The 19,703-nt window shown below is 62.4% G+C and carries 13 protein-coding genes and 1 tRNA gene; 11 read left to right on the forward strand and 3 right to left on the reverse strand.

Going from position 1 to position 19,703, the window contains the following annotated elements:
* Window positions 1-59 precede the first annotated feature (59 nt).
* From ACZLIB_RS06525 to ACZLIB_RS06545, 5 genes are all read left to right on the forward strand, one after another.
* Window positions 60-1,064 carry a 2-hydroxyacid dehydrogenase gene (locus tag ACZLIB_RS06525; protein ID WP_478469427.1) on the forward strand — a complete coding sequence of 335 codons (1,005 nt, stop codon included), beginning with the start codon at window positions 60-62 and terminating at the stop codon, window positions 1,062-1,064.
* A gap of 50 nt (window positions 1,065-1,114) precedes the next feature.
* Window positions 1,115-1,190: transfer RNA gene (locus ACZLIB_RS06530), tRNA-Thr, on the forward strand.
* A gap of 953 nt (window positions 1,191-2,143) precedes the next feature.
* On the forward strand, window positions 2,144-6,802 hold the full coding sequence (locus ACZLIB_RS06535; protein ID WP_182267447.1) for an RHS repeat protein: 4,659 nt from the start codon (window positions 2,144-2,146) through the stop codon (window positions 6,800-6,802).
* Window position 6,803: 1 nt separating this feature from the next.
* Window positions 6,804-7,697, forward strand: a complete 894-nt coding sequence (locus ACZLIB_RS06540; RefSeq protein WP_478469428.1) for an RHS repeat-associated core domain-containing protein — start codon at window positions 6,804-6,806, stop codon at window positions 7,695-7,697.
* 18 nt (window positions 7,698-7,715) lie between these two features.
* On the forward strand, window positions 7,716-8,078 hold the full coding sequence (locus ACZLIB_RS06545) for a hypothetical protein (protein ID WP_197616661.1): 363 nt from the start codon (window positions 7,716-7,718) through the stop codon (window positions 8,076-8,078).
* A gap of 4 nt (window positions 8,079-8,082) precedes the next feature.
* Here ACZLIB_RS06545 and ACZLIB_RS06550 read toward each other — a convergent pair whose 3' ends face one another.
* Window positions 8,083-8,232: a hypothetical protein gene (locus tag ACZLIB_RS06550; protein WP_478469430.1), complete on the reverse strand. Its 150-nt coding sequence runs from the start codon at window positions 8,230-8,232 to the stop codon at window positions 8,083-8,085.
* Window positions 8,233-8,859: 627 nt separating this feature from the next.
* Entirely contained in the window at window positions 8,860-9,495 is a 636-nt protein-coding gene (locus ACZLIB_RS06555; protein ID WP_478469431.1) for a GyrI-like domain-containing protein, read from the reverse strand.
* Window positions 9,496-9,845: 350 nt separating this feature from the next.
* Here ACZLIB_RS06555 and cyoA point away from each other — a divergent pair, with 350 nt between their 5' ends.
* The 4 genes from cyoA to cyoD are packed head-to-tail and all read left to right on the forward strand — an operon-like array spanning window position 9,846 to window position 13,862.
* Entirely contained in the window at window positions 9,846-10,886 is a 1,041-nt protein-coding gene (gene cyoA / locus ACZLIB_RS06560) for a ubiquinol oxidase subunit II (RefSeq protein ID WP_478469432.1), read from the forward strand.
* A 2-nt stretch (window positions 10,887-10,888) separates the two neighbouring features.
* Window positions 10,889-12,886 (forward strand): cytochrome o ubiquinol oxidase subunit I, encoded by a 1,998-nt coding sequence (gene cyoB, locus ACZLIB_RS06565; RefSeq protein WP_049462341.1) that lies wholly within the window; start codon window positions 10,889-10,891, stop codon window positions 12,884-12,886.
* Window positions 12,883-13,521 (forward strand): cytochrome o ubiquinol oxidase subunit III, encoded by a 639-nt coding sequence (cyoC, locus tag ACZLIB_RS06570; protein ID WP_005408583.1) that lies wholly within the window; start codon window positions 12,883-12,885, stop codon window positions 13,519-13,521. The genes cyoB and cyoC overlap by 4 nt, the downstream gene beginning before the upstream one ends.
* Complete coding sequence (cyoD, locus tag ACZLIB_RS06575) at window positions 13,521-13,862, forward strand: cytochrome o ubiquinol oxidase subunit IV (RefSeq protein ID WP_005408584.1); 342 nt, start codon at window positions 13,521-13,523, stop codon at window positions 13,860-13,862. Before cyoC ends, cyoD begins: the two co-directional genes overlap by 1 nt.
* A 112-nt stretch (window positions 13,863-13,974) precedes the next feature.
* Here the strand turns inward: cyoD and ACZLIB_RS06580 are convergent, their stop codons facing one another.
* Window positions 13,975-16,035, reverse strand: a complete 2,061-nt coding sequence (locus tag ACZLIB_RS06580) for a putative bifunctional diguanylate cyclase/phosphodiesterase (protein ID WP_478469433.1) — start codon at window positions 16,033-16,035, stop codon at window positions 13,975-13,977.
* Window positions 16,036-16,184: 149 nt separating this feature from the next.
* On the opposite strand from ACZLIB_RS06580, the gene radA reads away from it, so the two are divergent.
* Together radA and ACZLIB_RS06590 are read left to right on the forward strand one after the other, a co-directional pair.
* A complete protein-coding gene (radA, locus tag ACZLIB_RS06585) occupies window positions 16,185-17,561 on the forward strand; it encodes a DNA repair protein RadA (RefSeq protein ID WP_149909388.1) in 1,377 nt (458 codons plus the stop codon).
* 244 nt (window positions 17,562-17,805) lie between these two features.
* Complete coding sequence (locus ACZLIB_RS06590) at window positions 17,806-19,662, forward strand: ATP-binding protein (RefSeq protein ID WP_478469434.1); 1,857 nt, start codon at window positions 17,806-17,808, stop codon at window positions 19,660-19,662.
* The last annotated feature ends 41 nt before the right edge of the window (window positions 19,663-19,703 follow it).

The raw sequence follows: 19,703 nt of genomic DNA on the forward strand, positions 1-19,703 counted from the left end.
CATCCCAACGCGGGTGCTGCTGCGGTATGGTCGGTCTGCCATTCCACCCAGGCCCGTCCATGCAGATCGCCGTCTTCAGTGCCCGTCCCTACGACCGTCGTTTCCTTGATGAGGCGAACCAGCGCGATGCGGCTGGGGACGGCTTTGCGTTCGTGTACTTCGATGTGGCGCTGGACGTGCACACGGCCGCGCTGGCGCAGGATTGCGCAGCCGTATGCGTGTTCGTCAACGACCGCCTGGATGCGCCGGTGCTGCACGCCCTGCATGCGATGGGCGTGCGGGCCGTACTGCTGCGCTGTGCCGGTTTCAACAATGTGGACCTGGCAGCCGCGAAAGCGCTGGATCTGTTCGTCGCACGCGTACCGGCCTATTCCCCGGAGGCGGTGGCCGAGCATGCGTTGGCGCTGGTGATGACCCTCAACCGGCAGACCCATCGCGCCTACAACCGCGTGCGCGAGGGCAACTTCATGCTCGATGGCCTGCTCGGGCGCACTTTGCATGGCCGCACGGTCGGCATTGTGGGTACCGGCAAGATCGGGCTGGCCACCGCGCGCATCTTCAACGGCATGGGCTGCACCGTGCTGGGGCACGATCCTTATCCGTCACCCGCGTTCGGCGGTATCGGCGAAATGGCCGGGCTGGATGAACTGCTGGCGCGTGCCGACATCGTGTCGCTGCATTGCCCGCTGACGCCTGAGACCCATCACCTGATCAATGATGCATCACTGGCGCGGATGAAGCCGGGCGCGATGCTGGTCAACACCTCGCGTGGCGGGCTGGTCGATACCCATGCGGTGATCCGCGCGCTGAAGTCACGCCGGCTGGGTCATCTGGCCATCGACGTGTACGAGCAGGAAAGCGCGCTGTTCTTCCAGGACCTGTCTGGCGAGATCATCGACGACGAGGCCTTCCAGCGCCTGATGACCTTCCCGAATGTGCTGGTGACCGGCCACCAGGGCTTCTTCACCGTGGAGGCGCTGCAGGAGATCTCGGCGATCACGCTGGGGAACCTGCAGGATTTCGTGGCCGGGCGGGTGTGCGCCAACCGGGTAGAGGCGGGCTGAGCCGGATGGATTGACCGCCGGGGCGCCCAGCCCGTAAAATCGCGGGCTCCGCCGGAATAGCTCAGTTGGTAGAGCGGCGCATTCGTAATGCGTAGGTCGCAGGTTCGACTCCTGTTTCCGGCACCAGTTGCATGAAAAGCCCCGGCCTTGGTCGGGGCTTTTTTTGTGCTCTGGTAGTGCCGGCCGCTGGCCGGCAGCTCCAGTAGTGCCAGCCCATGGCTGGCCGCCCAGGATTTCCGAGACTCGCGGTCTACTCGCCCCTCCGGCTTCCCAGGCGCTTCGCTCCTCGCATAGTTCCTGACCTGGCAACCGCAGCCGGTCATTCCTGCGCTATGAATACCCGGCCTTGCTCCAAGGCTCTTTCAGGGATTGGAAGGATGCGCAGGTTCGGCCTTTGTCCACGAGCTGTAGCCGACGTAGTTGCAGTATGCGAGCCAGTGGTAGCGCCTTGTTTGTTCAGTTAACAAAGTGCATATCGCAGGTTTGATATCTATTTCCATCACGCGTTGCAATGACAAGCTTCGGCCTTGGTCGGGGTCTCCCGTCTGTGCGGCATTGCCAGAGGTAGTGGCGGGCCCTGGCCGGCTGCGTCAGTAGTGCCAGCCCATGGCTGGCAACATTCAGAGCCTAGCCTTGCTGATCGGTCATGAGGCATCCACCACCTCCCAAGCGCTTGTCCCTCCCACTGAGTTCGGTCCGTTCGCTCTCCTGCCAGCAACCGCTATGTGCTGAGAGGGGGGGGGGCTGGGGGTGTTTGCCTCCTGGGCCCGTTAGCTGTGGTCGAATGCGCAGAGCACACATGGCAGAGTTGCTCAATCTTCTAGGCTTCTGCTCAGGTCTTTCTGCTTGCTTCGATCATGACGGATCCAGAGTGGCAGGCTGCTCATTCCCGGAGCCGCCCAAGCGAGGTTGCCAATCCGGAGCTGAGCTGTGTTGCGAGGTGATCTTTGCACGGCACTGACCAGCTGCGGGGATCTGTCAAATGTGTTTGAGATGAAGCAACTTGGTAATTGACGGTTCCCGGCTCGCCGTGGAAGAGTCTCACATAACAATCAGGGGCGGGGATGCGGATCGATACCATGGAAGTTACGATCAACTCATGCTGGCGCGCAGCCGCAACGATTGCGCTCGCGGCAGGGATCATATGCACCGCACAGGCGCAGCAGGCTGTTCAGCAGCCCTATCAAGAGTATGACAAGAAGCTCCGCTCGGCTGAGCAGGTCGGTCCACTGACATCAGAACTCTTCGGTGACTCGGTCAATGTGTACGACCAGAGCGGATACTTCAAGCAAACCGATATCGACTTGGCAGGCAATAATGCATTACCGGTCCGACTCGAGCGCCGGTTGAATGTGAGGCCCATTCCCGAATACGGTTTGCCGCCGTTGATCTATGGGGGTGCCGGTGACTGGAGCATCGATGTTCCCTTCATCTCCGGCGTATTTGATTCCCAGTATGGGTGGACCTATCGAGGTTCCCGGAAAGATCCACGCTGCAGCACCAACTTCATTCCCTACACGCAACCTCCATTCCGGATTGAAGACATCTGGTCTGGCTATACCGTCAACCTACCCGGGGAGAGCGCGCGATCGCTAATGGGTGAGCCACCTGCTGGCCTCAAGCCGACAAGCCGTCAGGGCGAGAACTGGAGCTGGACCACCAGCGCAATGGACACCGTCAGTTGCACGCCGATGATTACCGGCCTGGAGGGCGAGGGCTTCATTCTGCAGACCACATCGGGCATCAAGTACACCTTTAATGTTGGCACCCAGCGCGTTGTGGGTCTGATGGGATCCATCGGCGCCAGCGCTGCCCAGGCGCGTGTAGAGATCTATCTGTTGGCAAGTCGAATCGAGGATCGCTTCGGCAATAGTGTCAGCATCAGTTATAACGGGAACGGATATCCGACCAACATCACGTCCAGCGATGGGCGCTCGATCTCGTTGAACTATGTAGGAAATCGCCTGCAGAGTGCCTCGGCAAATGGCCGCACCTGGACATACGGATATGCAGGCAACTCGCTGCAGCGGGTTACCCAGCCGGACGGTGCCTGGTGGGAGATCAACCATCTCTCCGACATGCGTATCGCCTATGAGAACTGGCCGGAAGACCCCTCCCAGGGATGTGGAAGTCCACCTCTCAGGGACAAGATCTATACACTTCAGATGAAGCATCCATCTGGCGCGATAGGCACATTCTCCTTCCGGAACGGGCGAGGCTATCGGGCGGGAGTTCCTGCGAGTTACTGCATCGAAGAGGCGCGCGATGGCCAGATGATTCAGTATCTCGCGGTTGCCAATTACTTTGAGAACTTCGGTCTGGTGGAAAAAACCATTGAGGGCCCAGGCATTGCTCCCATGCGCTGGACGTATACGGACAAGGGGGATTATCAGGATTACTGGGCGGGGAACGATCCCTATTGCAGCACCTGCACCCAGTCCAAGGCGGTGAGAATCACGCAGCCTGACGGAAGCTGGATTGAAGAGATCTACGGAATTGTCTTCCGGTTCAATGATGGGAAGCTTCTCGGTCGGCGTGTCGGCAACGCAGCAGGAGCGGTGCTCGAGACCGAAGACCTGACGTATGTTTCAGATGCGCAGATGCCTTCGATGCCCTTCCCGGATCGCTATGGCTGGACGTGGGGAGGTAACGACGGCAGCTCGGCACTGCTCAGGCCGCTGCAACGGCGTCAGGTCACGCGCGATGGTGTGACGATGACCTGGCAGGCCAACTCCTTTGACAGCTATGGCCGCCCGGCAAGTGTGACCCGCAGCAGCTCGCAAGGTGCCAGTCGTACCGATACCACTGGTTACTATAACGATACCAATGCGTGGCTCCTCGGCCAGGTTTCCAGCCAGACCAACAACAACACTGGTCTGATCGAACTACAGACCTCCTACAACGCCAAGGCGATGCCGACTGAGCAGCGGCGCTTCGGCAAGCTGCTGCAGACGTTGAGCTACCATGCAGACGGTAACGTCGCCAGCTTTGCCGATGGTCGCGGCAACAGCACGACACTCAACAACTGGAAGAGGGGCATCCCGCAGTCGATAGGTTTTGCGGATGGTTCATCGATGTCGGCCAGCGTGGACGACAATGGCTGGATCCGCTCGGTGACCAATGAGCTGGGTTACCAGACAAGCTTTGACTATGACGCGATGGGCCGGCAGACCCGCAAGGCATTCGCTCTAGGCGACACGGTGGCCTGGAACCCGACGACGCAGATTTTCGAACGCGTGGATGCCGTGGAATATGGGTTGGGTGCTGGCCACTGGCGGTTGACGACCAATACTGGAAATCGGAACAAAGTGACCTGGTTCGACGCGATGTGGCGGCCGGCGTTGACCCGTGAGCAGGATGCGAGCAATCCGGCAGCGACCCAGCGCTACCAGCGATTTACCTACGATCATGCCGGCCGTGCGACGTTCCAATCGTACCCGGACTCGGCCAGCAACCCGAGCGCGGGACAGTGGTCAGAGTTCGACGCACTGGGCCGTGCCACCTCCAGTTCGTCCGACAGTGAGTTGGGTCTGCTGACGACAGTCACCAGCTATCTTCCCGGCATGCGGGTGAGGACAACTGACCCCCGTGGACAATCGACTACGACCCTGCACCGGGTGTATGACACGCCGGCCTACGATATGCCGGTTGCCATCGAACATCCGGGCGGCGCGTTCACGGACATTGGCCGTGATGTGTTCGGCAAGATCACCTCAATCAAGCGGCGCGACGCCAGTGGCGGTACCGCCCTCACCCGATCCTATGTGTACAACCCGCAGCAGGAGCTGTGCAAAAGCATCGAACCGGAAACCGGAGCCATGGTCATGGGCTACGATGCTTCCGGAAATCTTGCTTGGTCGGCGGCGGGGCTTACGCAGGGAGCGGTCGATAACTGCGACACTTCTGCAGCACAGGCATCAGGGCGCCGGGTGGATCGGACGTACGATGCCAGGAACCGCCTGAAGCAATTGGTTTTTGCTGATGCCAGCGGCGATCAGGCGTGGCAGTACAACAGCTCAGGGCTGCCCACCCAGGTGACCACCAGCAATCCGTCTGGCAAGGCAGTCACCAACACCTATGCCTACAGCAAGCGGGGTCTGATCATCGGGGAGACGATGCAGCAGCCAGGCGGCGTCAGCTGGTCCATGGGATATGGATACGACGCCAATGGAGCACTTGCCAGTCTGCAGTATCCCAGTGGCCTGCAGCTCGCGCTGGCTCCCAACGCATTGGGTCAGCCCACTCGCATCGGATCCTATGCCATGGGCGTCGGCTATTACCCGAACGGTGCGCTGCGTACATTCACCTATGGCAATGGCATCGCGCACAGCATGACCCAGAACGGCCGTGGCCTGCCGGCGAGGGCGGTAGATGTTGGCGTCCTTGATAGCAACATTGTCTACGACAGGAACGGCAACGTAGCCAGCATTACCGACGCGATTGCTCCGGCCAAGTCAAAGCAGATGCAGTACGACGCGCTGGATCGCCTGACACAGGCAACCTCAGCATCCTTTGGCGGCGACACGATCTACCGCTATACCTACGACGTGCTGGACAACCTGCGCAGTGCCAAGCTGGGCGGCGTGAAGCAGCACAATTACTGGTATGACGCCCGTAATCGGATGACCAACGTGAGCCGCGATGATGGCAGTGCGATCATCGGCCTGGACTACGACGTCCAGGGAAATCTGGCCAAGAAGAATGGTGAGGCATTCCGGTTTGACCTGGGCAATCGTCTGCGCGATGCGGCCGGTCGGGAGACCTATGCCTACGATGCGCATGGTCGCCGAGTCGGTAGCTATAGCAGTCAAGAGGGCGACATTCTCTCCTTCTACGGAAATGACGGCGTGCTGCGCAGGCAGGACAACAAGCGCACGATGAAAGAGATTGAGTACATCAGCTTGGGGACTCACTTGATTGCCCAGGTTGAGAAGAGCACCGGTCTTGCCGTGCCTCGCCTCTCCGGACCAACGACCGTGGAAACCGGCAGCTACACCCTGTCGTGGGGTGCTGTTGTGCAGGCCTCACGCTATGAGCTTCGTATGACGGCCAATGGCGGGCTGAGTTGGAGCACCCTGTATGCCGGGAGTGCCCTGTCCCATGCACTTACGGGTGTGCCAAAGGGCGTAAGGCAGTATCAGGTCCGATCCTGTGATGCGAGCCGATGCAGCGCGTGGAGTTTGTCCATGTTCGTTCGGCACCTTCCCATTCCAGTCCCTGGTGCTGCGCCGGTGCTGTCGGGACCTGCAGAGTCATTCGGCAACTATCAGTTGAGCTGGAGTGCGGTAGCTGATGCCACGTCGTATCGCTTGGAAGAGCAGGTTCAGGGAGAAAGTTGGGGGCTGATCAACAACGATGCAGCGACTTCTCATTCGTTCGGTGCGCGTCCAAAGAATCAATATCAGTATCGTGTCAGTGGCTGCAGTGAGGGCGGGTGTGGGCCGTGGAGTAATACTGTTTCTCACGAAGTTCGTGTTCCTCCGCCCCCGAATCCGCAAAATGTGAAGAGGCGTAGGATTAGGCTGGATTGGGATTGGGGAGTAGAGATTTCGTGGTCCGCCTCTTCCGGTGCTACGTACTACGAGGTGCGCGCCGGAAAGATCTATAATGTTGGATCGAGCCTTAGTAAGGACTGGAACGAAAGGACGGAAGGGATTTTCTTGGGGGATTACTCTGTAAGGGCCTGTAACAGCTCGACCTGTTCAGAGTGGGTGATAGCCACAATGGAGAATCGCTGAAATGCGTTCCAGATCGTTGAGTTTTCCGCTTCGTTTTCTAGTGATGATCTTGGTTGCGAGCGTTTTCCCTCCAGGAACGGTTGCTGCCCAAACTGTTACCTATATCCACACCGATGCCCTTGGCTCGGTGGTCGCGGAGACTGACGCTAACGGTAAAGTCATCAAGCGCTATGACTACGAACCCTATGGCGCCGTGGTGGGTGGGCAAGTCACCGATGGGCCGGGCTACACCGGACACGTCAGCGATTCCGCGACTGGCCTGAGCTACATGCAACAGCGGTATATGGATCCGCAGCTGGGTGTGTTCCTGTCCGTGGACCCGGTGACGGCGTATGACCAGCCGGTTGGGCAGTTCAACCGGTATCGGTATGCGAACGGGAATCCGTACAAGTTCACGGATCCTGATGGGCGGAATGCCTTACTTGCTGCGCCGCTGGTGGTTGTACCGATCGTTATTGGCCTGACCTACTATGCAACCACGACAGCCGAGCAGCGAACGGATATCGGCAACAAGCTGGACGGGGCAGTAGAAGGCCTACTTCAGAAGTCCGAGGAATCGCCGAGACTACCTGCACTGCAAGGTGATGGGTCAATTGCCAGAGACAAACAGTCTCCGAAAATTGAATCGAGCGCCGGAGAAAAGAAGGAAACCGGCACGATCTATGTCGATTCCAAGGGGAACGCGATTCCGACACCGCCGGGTGGCAAAATTGAAGGATCACCCGATGGTCGATTTGTTCAGGCGAAAGGGCCTGACGGCCAGCCAACTGGGGTTCGAATAGATGGCGGACACAAGCCATCAACTCATCCTGATCCTCGCGCCCAGCAACCGCATGGTCACGTTCCCGGTGTAACCAATGCCGACGGAACCCCATGGCTTCCGATCAAACAATGAGTTGGAGTGACGTAAATCATGGAAACTGAAGCTGCGATCATCGAGATGACGAAGCTTGTGAGAGAGTTCGCGTTGGGTTCCATTGATGCCCAAGTTTTCATTGAGAAATACTCGAATTTCTACTACTACGAAGCGCTGGACGGACATGAAGCTTCAAGTGCGCTGCATCCCGAGAGCAAAATGAAGCTCGGGCCCGCTATCGAGCTGCATCGCCGCGTTCAGGAAAATGTGGTGAACAAGATCTCGTTCGATGCGGGGCTGTCAGCTGAAGCGATGAGGATGGCTGGGCGACTCTCCCCGACGGAGGCGCGGGAGCAGGCGCTGAGGATATGTGCAGATGTTGGGATTGAAGTCGTTCTGTCGGCGATCAATGCCACATGAAACCCTACACATTGAGTGACGCTTCGAGCGCATTAGAGCAAAGATCATGCAAATGCTCTACCGGCAACTTCTGACGAACAGTTGCAGCGGCTGGCTGGATTGAACTGCTGTTGTTGAGGTTGTCGCGCGACATCTCAGTTGTTTTCTCTTCCATGTGGGTCCATCCATTTCTTTGGTGAAAATGTTACCAGTACAGGAGGCGCGCGAGTCGAGTCGGATCAAGTCAAGTACCGGACCTCCGCTGCCGCGCCTCAGGGCCTCGAGTTCCACGTTGCACGGCTTAGTCGGAACTTTCCAGGCTCGGGCGGTGGCCTAAATATCTGTTTGTGCAGGGGCTGACGTGCTTTGTGCGACGCATGCATAGTGCGACGCTCCTCGGTATGGGCTTCAGCGAAAGAGAGCTCGTATAGGTAAGGAGTGTCCTCATCCCCGTCCGCATCTGGGACTGGTGGGGTGGAGCTGCCCTCCGGCCAAGGTTTAGTTGGCGCTTAACGTCAGTCGGGCCAGTTCCGGTGAGTCTCCGGAACACCCCAGCGGGCACTTGCCAGGCGAGTGCTAGAGTGCCTGCCGATGGCAACGGTCCATGCCGGTCCGCTCGGCCGGAGTGGGGCTCATTCGCTGAGCTGCGAGTCGCTTGGATCCCTAGTCGGGGGCACTAGGCTGGGTTCGTAATGCGTAGGTCGCAGGTTCGACTCCTGTTTCCGGCACCAGTTGTAATGAAAAGCCCCGGCCTTGGTTGGGGCTTTTTGTTTTGGCATTTGAAGCAATCACTGGCCTTGTGTCATGAGCGCGAACCCTTATCAGGCCCAAGCGCCCGCACCGGCTGCCGAAGCACGGTCTTCAACCGCGCAGCGTCGGTCCTGCGTGGGTCGCTCAGGTAGATCTCATGATGGGGGCCGGCGAAGGCGTAGCCCAGCGAAGGCATCAGTTCGTCGTGCAGATGGGCCAGGGCCGGACCCTCGTCATCGTAAGCGCCTACATGCAGGGTCTGCAGGCAGAGGCCTTCTTCAAGAACTTCGTGGCGAAGGCTGGCCGGAAGGTCGCCCAGTTTTTTCGCCGCCTTGGCGATGGCAGCCTCCAGTTGCTCTGGACTGATCCCGTCCGGCGTGCGGATCATCACCGTCCACCTCCACTCATCCTTGCGGCGAGCCACAAAGCTCGACGGATCCTCGGCGGTCCACAGGGCTTCCAGCGGTGGCACCACGTAGTCCTGGCCCCCGGCCTTCAGTGCGAACTTCAGTGCATAGCTCACCGCGTACAGCCACTGCACGGACTGCAGGTAGGCGGGGGCGATATTCGGATCACCGTGGCCGTCGACCATCACGTAGGGCAGGGGCGGTACGTCCACTGTCACGAACTGGCCCACCGGGGGCTGGTACAACGCGCGATCGCGCTTCTTGAAATCGATCTTGTCCATGGGGCTCCTCCGGCACCGAGCATCCCATGCATTGCCGCGCGGGCATGCCTGAACATGTTCAGGTGACTTTGCCGAACACGGACGGAGCAGCCGCCATCGCCCGATGCTAGGATGCCGCCCCCGGGTGTTCTGCCCGCCGCGGTTGCGCGGTGCGACAACGTGTCGCAGCCAGAAACGGGCCTTTCCTGCGCTCGATCATTGTCAATGCCTTTCTTAAATGGTGGGTGACGGCCTAAAATTGAAAGGCTGACTCGACCCCACCTCCCTGCCTGTCTTCCGGACCGGTGGGACCGGCTTTGGCCGGAACAGGCAGGACGGGGAACGGCATTCCCTCGCAATTGGATCGACCGATGATTCCGTTGAAAACCCTTGGGCGCTGGTTGCGCCCGGGCCTGCTGCTGTCGTTGCTGGTGATGCTCACCGGCTGCGATGCGGTGGCCATCCTCAGTCCGAAGGGCCAGATCGGCCAGGATGAGAAGACCCTGCTGATCACGGCCACCGTGCTCATGCTGCTGGTCGTCATCCCGGTCATCATCATGACCCTGACCTTCGCGTGGAAGTATCGCGCCTCCAACACCAAGGCCCGCTACGAGCCGAAGTGGTCCCACTCGACGGCGATCGAGGTGGTGGTGTGGTCCATTCCCTGCATGATCGTGCTGGTGCTGGCGGTCCTGACCTGGCGCTCGTCGCACGCACTGGACCCGTACAAGCCGCTGGATTCGGACGTCAAGCCGGTCACCATCGAGGCGATCTCGCTGGACTGGAAGTGGCTGTTCATCTATCCGGAAGAGAAGGTGGCGGTCGTCAACGAAATCAAGTTCCCGGTCAACACGCCGCTGAACTTCAAGATCACGTCCGATTCGGTGATGAATGCGTTCTTCATCCCGCACCTGGGCAGCATGATCTACTCGATGGCTGCGATGGAGACCAAGCTCCATCTGATCGCCAACGAGACCGGTGAATTCCCGGGCATGTCCTCGCACTACAGCGGCGCGGGCTTCGCCAAGATGCACTTCACCGCCTACTCGGTCACCGATGCCGAATACCGCCAGTGGCTGGACCAGGTCCGCGCCGGCGAGCAGACCCTGGACAAGGCCTCGTTCAAGGCGCTGGGTGAAGCACGCAACGCCGAGTGGTATCCGGTCACCTACTTCGGCAAGACCGAAGAAGGCCTGTTCGACTGGGTCATCGCCAAGCACATGGGCGACAACAAGCATTACGGCATGAAGCACGAACACGCCGGTGCCGCCGCTGCCGATGCCGCCAGCCATGAAGCGCACGAGGGCCATGCCCCCAGTGACGCGCATGATTCCAAGGAATCGGGTGAAAACCTGGATGCCAACGAACACGAACACCCAGGCCACGCCGGCCATGCGGGCTCGGGAGAATGAACATGTTGGGTAAACTCTCAATTGAGTCGATCCCCCACGATCCGATCGTGCTGACCACCCTGGTCGGCGCGGTGCTGGGTGGCCTGGGCGTCATGGCCCTGATCACCAAGTTCAAGCTGTGGGGCTATCTGTGGAAGGAGTGGTTCACCTCGGTGGATCACAAGAAGATCGGCGTGATGTACCTCATCGTCGCCTTCGTCATGCTGCTGCGCGGTTTCTCCGACGCCATCATGATGCGTACCCAGCAGGCGCTCGCCGTCGGCGGGTCCGAGGGTTACCTGCCGCCGCACCACTACGACCAGATCTTCACCGCCCACGGCGTGATCATGATCTTCTTCGTGGCGATGCCGCTGATCACCGGCCTGATGAACCTGGCCGTGCCGCTGCAGATCGGTGCGCGCGACGTCGCGTTCCCGTTCGTCAACTCGCTCAGCTTCTGGCTGTTCGTTTCCGGTGCGGTGCTGATCATGCTGTCGCTGTGGATCGGTGAGTTCGCTGCCACCGGCTGGCTGGCGTTCCCGCCGTTGTCAGGCATCGAATACAGTCCAAGCGTAGGCATGGACTACTACATCTGGGGTCTACAGGTCGCAGGCCTGGGTACCACGCTGAGCGGTATCAACTTCTTCATCACCATCCTGAAGATGCGTACCCCCAGCATGAAGCTGATGCAGATGCCGGTGTTCACCTGGACCGCCCTGGTGACCAACGTGCTGATCGTCGCGGCCTTCCCGGTGCTGACCATCACCCTGGTGCTGCTGACCCTGGACCGTTACCTGGGTACGCACTTCTTCACCAATGACGGTGGCGGCAACGCCATGCTGTACATCAACCTGATCTGGATCTGGGGTCACCCGGAGGTGTACATCCTGGTCCTGCCGGCGTTCGGTGTGTTCTCCGAAGTCATCGCGACCTTCTCGCGCAAGGCGCTGTTCGGCTACAAGGGCATGGTCTACGCCACCGCCTGCATCGGCGTGCTGTCGTTCATCGTGTGGCTGCACCACTTCTTCACCATGGGCTCGGGTGCCAACGTCAATGCCTTCTTCGGCATCACGACGATGATCATCTCGATCCCGACCGGCGTGAAGATCTTCAACTGGCTGTTCACCATGTTCCGCGGTCGCGTGCAGTTCACCACGCCCGTGCTGTGGACCATCGGCTTCATGGTCACCTTCACCATCGGCGGCATGACCGGCGTGATGCTGGCGATCCCGGCCATCGACTTCGTGCTGCACAACAGCCTGTTCCTGATCGCCCACTTCCACAACGTCATCATCGGCGGCGTGGTGTTCGGCATGTTCGCCGGCATCACCTACTGGTGGCCGAAGATGTTCGGCTTCCGCCTCAATGAGTTCTGGGGCAAGTGCGCGTTCTGGTGCTGGTTCATCGGCTTCTACGTGACCTTCATGCCGATGTACGTGCTGGGCTTCATGGGCATGACCCGTCGTCTGCAGAGCACCGTCAACCCGGCCTACGAGCCGCTGCTGCTGGTCGCTGCCGCAGGTGCCTTCATCGTGGGTGCCGGCATCCTGTGCCAGATCATCCAGGTGGCCGTGTCGATCCGCGACCGCAAGAAGACCGCCGACCTGACCGGCGACCCGTGGGATGCCCGTACGCTGGAGTGGGAAACCTCTTCGCCGCCGGCCTTCTACAACTTCGGCAGCCTGCCGGAAGTCACCGAGCTGGACGATTTCTGGGAGCGCAAGCAGCGTGGTGAAGCCTGGCCGAAGCCGGCCAAGTACACCGACATCCACATGCCGCGCAACACCGGCACGGGCGTTGTCATCGGTGCCTTCAGCCTGGTGTTCGGCTTCGCGATGATCTGGCACATCTGGTGGCTGGCCATCGTCGGCTTCGTCGGCATGATCGCCACGTTCATCTACCGCACCTTCGACCAGGACGTGGACTACTGGGTCCCGGCCGCCGAGGTGGAACGCATCGAGAACGAACACCGCAAGCACCTGGAAAACCAGGGCCTGGTGAAGTCGGAGCTGAAGGCATGAGCACCAATACCTCGACCCTGAGCCACGGGCACGCCGCGCATGCGGCGGCCCATGGCCATGACGACCACGAGCACCACGACACCGGCGGCAACACCGTCTTCGGTTTCTGGGTGTACCTGATGAGCGACTGCCTCATCTTCGCCTCGCTGTTCGCCACCTACGTGGTGCTGGCCGGCGGTACCGATGGTGGCCCGACCGCGAAGGACCTGTTCGAACTGCCGTTCGTTGCATGGGAAACCGCGCTGCTGCTGACCTCCTCGCTGACCTTCGGCCTGGGCATGATTGCCATGCACCGCAAGCAGATGGGCCAGATGTACCTGTGGCTGGGCATCACCTGGCTGCTGGGCTTCGGCTTCATGTGCATGGAAGTGTGGGAGTTCCAGCACCTGATCCATCAGGGCTACGGTCCGGACCGCAGTGCCTTCCTGTCGGCGTTCTTCGCCCTGGTCGGTACCCACGGCCTGCACGTCAGCGCCGGCCTGCTGTGGCTGCTGGTGATGTTCGTGCAGCTGAAGAAGTACGGCCTGACCCCGACCAACAAGACCCGCATGGCGTGCCTGAGCCTGTTCTGGCACTTCCTGGACCTGATCTGGATCGGCGTGTTCTCCGTCGTCTACCTCAATGGAGCCCTGTAATGGCACATGACAACCATGCACACGACCACGGCACCGGCGGCGAAAGCCATGGCACCGTGAAGTCGTACCTGATCGGCTTCGTGCTGGCGGTGGTGCTGACCGTCATCCCGTTCTGGATGGTGATGTCGGGCGACTTCTCGCGCACCGTCAACGGTGTGGTGATCGCGATCACCGCGGTGCTGCAGATGCTGGTCCACCTGGTGTTCTTCCTGCACCTGGACCGCTCTTCGGAAAGCCGCTGGAACGTCAACGCTGCGGCCTTCACCGTGGTGGTGATCGGCATCATCGTGGTCGGTACCCTGTGGGTCATGCACAACATGAACGTGCACATGATGCACTGACGTCCTCGCGACGTTGCCACGCAGAAAGGCCGCCCTCGGGCGGCCTTTTTGTTTGTCTGCGGATATGGGTAGTGCCGGCCGCTGGCCGGCAATCGCGGGAAGCCGGCCGGCTCTACCCCGCCACCCGGCGCAGGAACTCTTCGGCATCCATAGGCCGGCCCAGGTGATAACCCTGCAGCTGGTCGCAGCCCAGTTCGCTCAGGTATTCGCGCTGCGCCTGCGTCTCCACGCCTTCGGCCACCACCTGCAGCTGCAGGGTGCGTCCCAGCGCAATGATCGACGACACGATGGCGGCGTCTTCGTCGTTGCGTTCCAGGTCATGCACGAACGCACGGTCGATCTTCAGTTCGGTGGCCGGCATCCGCTTCAGGTACAGCAGGCTGGAGTAGCCGGTGCCGAAATCGTCGATGGCGATATGCACGCCCATCGCGGTCAGGTCGTTGAGAATCGCCAGGCTGGCGTCGACGTCCTTCATCGCCGTGGTCTCGGTGATCTCCAGGGTCAACCGCGCCGGCTCGATCCGGTGCCGCTGCAGCACCTCGCGCACGCTGTCCAGCAGGGCCGGCGAGGAGAACTGCAAGGGCGACAGGTTCACCGCCATCGACCATCCGGTATGCCCGGCCTCGTGCCATGCACGCAGCTGTGCACAGGCACGGTCCAGTACCCAGTCACCGATCGGCAGGATCAGGCCACTGCGCTCGGCGATGGGAATGAACACATCCGGCGCCAGCAGGCCCAGTTCCGGGTGCTGCCAGCGCAGCAGGGCCTCGGCGCCGGTAGCTGGTGCGCCAGCGGCCGGGAACTTCGGCTGGTAGTGCAGCAGCAGCTCGTCACGCGCGATCGCCTTGCGCAGGTCCTGCAGCAGGCGCAGCTGGCGGTTGGCACTGAGCTGCATCGACGGGGTGAAGAAGGTATAGCCGTTCCGGCCGGTTTCCTTGGTGTGGTACATCGCCGCATCGGCGTGCGCCATCAGTTCGCGCTCGTTGCTGGCGTCATCCGGGTACAGGGCGATGCCGAGACTGGCGCTGACCTGCAGTTCGGCGGCATCCAGGGTGAATGGTTCGCCGGCGGCGGCGATGATGCGTTCGGCCACCACCACCGCATCGTCCGGGGTGTCGATGGCCAGCACGATCACGAACTCGTCGCCGCCGAGGCGCGCGAACGTGTCCTGCGGCCGCAGCAGGCCGCCGATGCGCTGTGCCACCGCCACCAGCAGGCGGTCGCCCAATTGGTGGCCGTAGGCATCGTTGACCGCCTTGAAGCCGTCCAGGTCGCAGAACATCACCGCCACTGCGCGGCCGCGGCGGCGCGCTTTTTCGATGGCCTGCTCGATGCGGTCCTGCAGCAGCATGCGGTTGGGCAGCTGGGTCAGCGGGTCATGCAGGGCGGCCTGGATCAGCTTGTCGTTGGCGTGTGCCAGTGAATCGGCCAGCAACCCGGTACGCACGCGCATCTGCCGATCGAACAGCGAGGCGACCAGGGCGATGCCCAGGGTGGCTACAGTGGTGACGATCACCAGCACTGCCAGCCAGCGCGTGTCGATGCCGCCGCTGCCGACCGCGCCGCAGATGCTGCCTTCGGGGAAGCGTGCGGCGGCCATGCCGGTGTAATGCATGCCGACGATGGCCAGGCCCATCACCAGCGAGGCCAGTGCGCGCAGGCGCATGGTGTGGCGCTGCTCGGAACGCAGGCGGAAGGCGATCCACAGCGCCGCGCCGGCGGCACCGATGGCTACTGCAATGGAGGCGGCGAACCAGCCCGGGTGATAGTCGATACCCGGCTGCATGCGCATCGCGGCCATGCCGAGGTAGTGCATGGTGGCAATGCCCAGGCCCATCAGCACGGCGCCGGCCAGCAGTCGTCGCCAGGGCAGGCTGGGTCGTGACACCAGCCACAGCGCATAGGCCGAAGCGCCGATCGACACTGCAAGCGAGTACAGGGTGATGCCGAGGTCGTAGCCGACCGGGATCGGCAGGTCGAAGGCCAGCATGCCGATGAAATGCATCGACCAGATACCCAGGCCCATCGCCGCCGCGCCGCCGGCCAGCCACCAGCGGGCCACGCCGCCCTCGGCCGTGGCCAGGCGGCCGGCCATGTCCAGCGCCGTGTACGAAGCAAGAATGGCCACCAGCAGGGAGATGGCGACCAGGCTCTGACTGTAACTGCCAGTCATGTTGAATCCAGAGGGGGAGGGAGGGGCGCCCGCAAGGCGCACGCCCGCGACAGCTATCGGCGCGGGTGGGCGGGACTTGAGCGGTCGCAGCACCTGCGACCCGGCTCGGCTATCCTGCCACGCCTGTTCCCGTTGCTGGAAATCATCCGATGGCAAAAGCCCGCACCGCCTACGTCTGCAGTGAATGCGGCGCCGAATTCAGCAAGTGGCAGGGCCAGTGCACCGAGTGCAACGCCTGGAACTCGCTGTCGGAAATCGTGCTGGAGAGCGCGGCGGCGGCCAAGGCGCCCGCGTCGCGCCGGGCCGGCTGGGCCGGCAAGATCGACCCGCCGAAGATCACCGCCCTGAAGGACGTGGAGCAGACCGAGCATCGCCGTGTCTCGACCGGTATCGGCGAGTTCGATCGCGTGCTGGGCGGTGGCCTGGTCGAGGGCGCGGTGGTACTGGTTGGTGGCGACCCGGGCATCGGCAAGTCGACCCTGCTGCTGCAGGCGGTGGCGAAGATGGCGGCCGAGCTGCCGGTGCTGTACGTCACCGGCGAGGAGTCGCTGGCCCAGGTGGCCGGCCGCGCACACCGGCTGGAATTGCCGCTGGATGGTGTCAACGCGCTGGCCGAGACCGGCGTCGAGTCGATCCTGCAGCATGCGTCCAAGGCCGGCCCGCGGCTGATCGTGGCCGACTCCGTGCAGACCCTGTGGACCGAGAGCCTGACCGCCGCGCCCGGCTCGGTCAGCCAGGTGCGCGAGAGCGCGGCGCGGCTGGTGCGTTTCGCCAAGGAGACCGGCACCGCCGTGTTCCTGGTCGGCCACGTGACCAAGGAGGGCGGTATCGCCGGCCCGCGCGTGCTCGAACACATGGTCGATGCGGTGCTGTACTTCGAAGGCGAGAGTGGCAGCCGCTTCCGCCTGCTGCGCGCGTTCAAGAACCGCTTCGGTGCGGTCAACGAGCTGGGCGTGTTCGCGATGGGCGACAAGGGCCTGAAGGAAGTCTCCAATCCGTCGGCGATCTTCCTGTCCGGTGGCAGTACCCACCAACCCGGCAGCTGCGTGATGGTCACCCGCGAGGGCACCCGGCCGCTGCTGGTTGAAGTGCAGGCGCTGGTGGATGCCTCGCCGCTGTCGAACCCGCGCCGTGTCGCGGTCGGCCTGGAGCAGAACCGCTTGGCCATGCTGCTGGCGGTGCTGCATCGCCACGGCGGCGTGCTGGTCGGCGACCAGGACGTGTTCGTCAATGTCGTCGGCGGCATCCGCGTGCAGGAGACCGCTGCCGACCTGCCGGTGCTGCTGGCGGTGCTGTCCTCGCTGCAGGACCGGCCGCTGGCGGAAAAGACGATTGCGTTTGGCGAGGTTGGCCTGTCCGGCGAGATCCGACCGGTACCCAATGGCGAAGACCGCCTGCGCGAGGCCGCCACCCATGGTTTCAAGCGCGCCATCGTGCCCAAGGCCAATGCTCCCAAGGGCGGCTCGGTGAAGGGCATGGAAGTGATCGCGGTGGAGCGCCTGTCCGAGGCCATCGACGCGGCGTGATACCGGTCCGGTAATTGTAGAGCCGAGCCCACGCTCGGCTGTTTTTGTAGAGTCGAGCCATGCTCGACTGGCGGTTGAACAGCAGTCGAGCATGGCTCGACTCTACAAAGAGCGAAGGGCAGCCGAGCATGGGCTCGGCTCTACAAACCTCAAACACGGCAACGGTCAGCCTCCCTGTGCTAGTTTTTCCCGCTCGACGAAGACGCCCTCTGGCGTCTTTCCGTGCCCAGGAGTAAACGATTACATGCAGGACGCCGCGCTCACCGCCCCCAACGCCGAAATCCGTCGTGCCGGGGTCGATCTCAATGGACTGATGACGGTGCTGGGCAAGCACCTCTATTCCACCCCGGTGGTGGCGCTGCGTGAGCTGGTGCAGAACGCGCACGACTCGATCATCCGCCGTCGCATCGAACAACCCGGCGTCGAGGTGCCTTCGCGCATTTCGGTGCAGGTCGATGCCGGTGCCGGCGTGCTGCGCATCATCGATACCGGCGCCGGCCTGACCCGCCAGGAGATCCATGACTACCTGGCGACCGTCGGCGTCGGCTACACCCGCGGCCTGCGCCAGGGCGGCGAGGACGATGAGGGCCTGATCGGCATGTTCGGCCTCGGCTTCCTGTCGGCCTTCGTGCTGGCGCGCCGGGTCAGCGTGCGCACCACCTCGTACCAGACGCCGGAACTGGGCCATCTGTACGTGTCCAGCAACGCCGAGCAGTACACCGTCAGCGAAGTGCCGGCACGCGCGGTCGGCACTGAGGTGGAACTGGAGCTGCATCCGGACTTCCTGCCGCTGGCCAACGAGGCGCGCCTGCACGAAGTGCTGGGTCGCTATTGCGCGCTGCTGTCCGAGCCGATCTTCATCGGTGCTGCAGGCGAGGCGCTCAACCCCGAGCCGCCGCCGTGGCGCGGCCAGAGCGATGTGGCCCTGCATCCGGTGCAGGCGCGTCGCCAGGCGCTGCAGTTCGCGGCGCGTTTCGAACATGATTTCGAGCCGATCGTCACCGTGCCGTTGCGCGCTGATGGCAGCAGTGATGCCACCGGCCTGCTGTGGGTGCAGGACGGTGCCACCTACGGCACCAGTGACAACCGCAACCTGTCGGTGTTCGTGCGCGGCATGCTGCTGGACGACGATGCGCGTGACCTGCTGCCGCCGTGGGCGGGCTTCATCGGCGGGGTGATCGAATCCTCGCGGCTCACGCCCACCGCCAGCCGCGAAGACCTGCAGCGCGATGACCAGTACCGCGCCGTGCAGCATGCGTTGCTGGAGGCGCTGATTGATGGCCTGGCCGACGTCGCGCGGCAGCAGCCGGAAGCGTGGCGACGTGTATTGAGCCGCCACAACGAGGCGCTGCTGGGCGCGGCGCTGTGCGATGACCGCCTGTTCGACCTGTTGCTGGAGCACGTGCGCGTGCCGACCTCGCAGGGCGATCTGCCTGCCAGTGCGCTGCCCGCACGCGGTGCCGTGCATGTGATCCTCGACAACGGTGGCGGCTTCGAGGAAATGCTGTTCCGTGCGATGGGCGTGCCGGTCGCGCATGGTCATCGCTATGCAGTAGTGCCGTTCCTGCGGCGCTGGGCCCAGGCCAAGGGCCTGCGCTTGGTTGAACTGGGCACCGAACAGGGCAACCGTGCGCTGTTCCGCAGCGATGACAGCCTCGACGAGGCGCAGCTGGCATGGCTGCGCGAGCAGCTGGGTGACGGCGAACAATTGCTGCCGGCACGCTTCAGTCCCGAGTCGCTGCCGGTGGTGGTGGTGCCCGACCGCGAAGCCGAGCTGAAGCAGCGCCTGGAAGACGATGAGAACGACAAGCGCGTTTCAATGGCGGCGCTGCGGCTGGCGCGTCAGTTCACCGCGCGCATCGAATCGCGTGCGCCATCGCGGCTGTACCTCAACCTCGACAACCCCGCGGTGCAGGCGCTGCTGCGCGCCCAGCGCGAGGGCCACCCGCAGGCCGAAGCCGCAGCGCGCCTGCTGCGCTCACTGAAAATCATCGTCGCCGCGCAGGGCCGTCCACTGGCCCGCGCGACCGCCACGCCCGGCCCGGATCTCAACGGCGCCTTCACCGATATCGCCGGTGCCCTGCAGCAGATGCTGCGCTGAGCACCGCATCCTCTCATCCAGCCTTCGCTAGACAGGAGTAC

The sequence above is a fragment of the Stenotrophomonas sp. 220_Sma genome (genome assembly GCF_056487375.1).

Excerpts from the sequence above, each read along its gene's own strand:
- ACZLIB_RS06580 (WP_478469433.1), bottom strand. The coding sequence starts at position 16,035 with ATGACTGGCAGTTACAGTCAGAGCCTGGTCGCCATCTCCCTGCTGGTG.
- ACZLIB_RS06540 (WP_478469428.1), top strand. The coding sequence starts at position 6,804 with ATGCGTTCCAGATCGTTGAGTTTTCCGCTTCGTTTTCTAGTGATGATC.
- cyoB (WP_049462341.1), top strand. The coding sequence starts at position 10,889 with ATGTTGGGTAAACTCTCAATTGAGTCGATCCCCCACGATCCGATCGTG.
- radA (WP_149909388.1), top strand. The coding sequence starts at position 16,185 with ATGGCAAAAGCCCGCACCGCCTACGTCTGCAGTGAATGCGGCGCCGAA.
- ACZLIB_RS06550 (WP_478469430.1), bottom strand. The coding sequence starts at position 8,232 with ATGGAAGAGAAAACAACTGAGATGTCGCGCGACAACCTCAACAACAGC.
- cyoA (WP_478469432.1), top strand. The coding sequence starts at position 9,846 with ATGATTCCGTTGAAAACCCTTGGGCGCTGGTTGCGCCCGGGCCTGCTG.
- ACZLIB_RS06535 (WP_182267447.1), top strand. The coding sequence starts at position 2,144 with ATGGAAGTTACGATCAACTCATGCTGGCGCGCAGCCGCAACGATTGCG.
- ACZLIB_RS06590 (WP_478469434.1), top strand. The coding sequence starts at position 17,806 with ATGCAGGACGCCGCGCTCACCGCCCCCAACGCCGAAATCCGTCGTGCC.
- ACZLIB_RS06545 (WP_197616661.1), top strand. The coding sequence starts at position 7,716 with ATGGAAACTGAAGCTGCGATCATCGAGATGACGAAGCTTGTGAGAGAG.
- cyoC (WP_005408583.1), top strand. The coding sequence starts at position 12,883 with ATGAGCACCAATACCTCGACCCTGAGCCACGGGCACGCCGCGCATGCG.
- cyoD (WP_005408584.1), top strand. The coding sequence starts at position 13,521 with ATGGCACATGACAACCATGCACACGACCACGGCACCGGCGGCGAAAGC.
- ACZLIB_RS06555 (WP_478469431.1), bottom strand. The coding sequence starts at position 9,495 with ATGGACAAGATCGATTTCAAGAAGCGCGATCGCGCGTTGTACCAGCCC.
- ACZLIB_RS06525 (WP_478469427.1), top strand. The coding sequence starts at position 60 with ATGCAGATCGCCGTCTTCAGTGCCCGTCCCTACGACCGTCGTTTCCTT.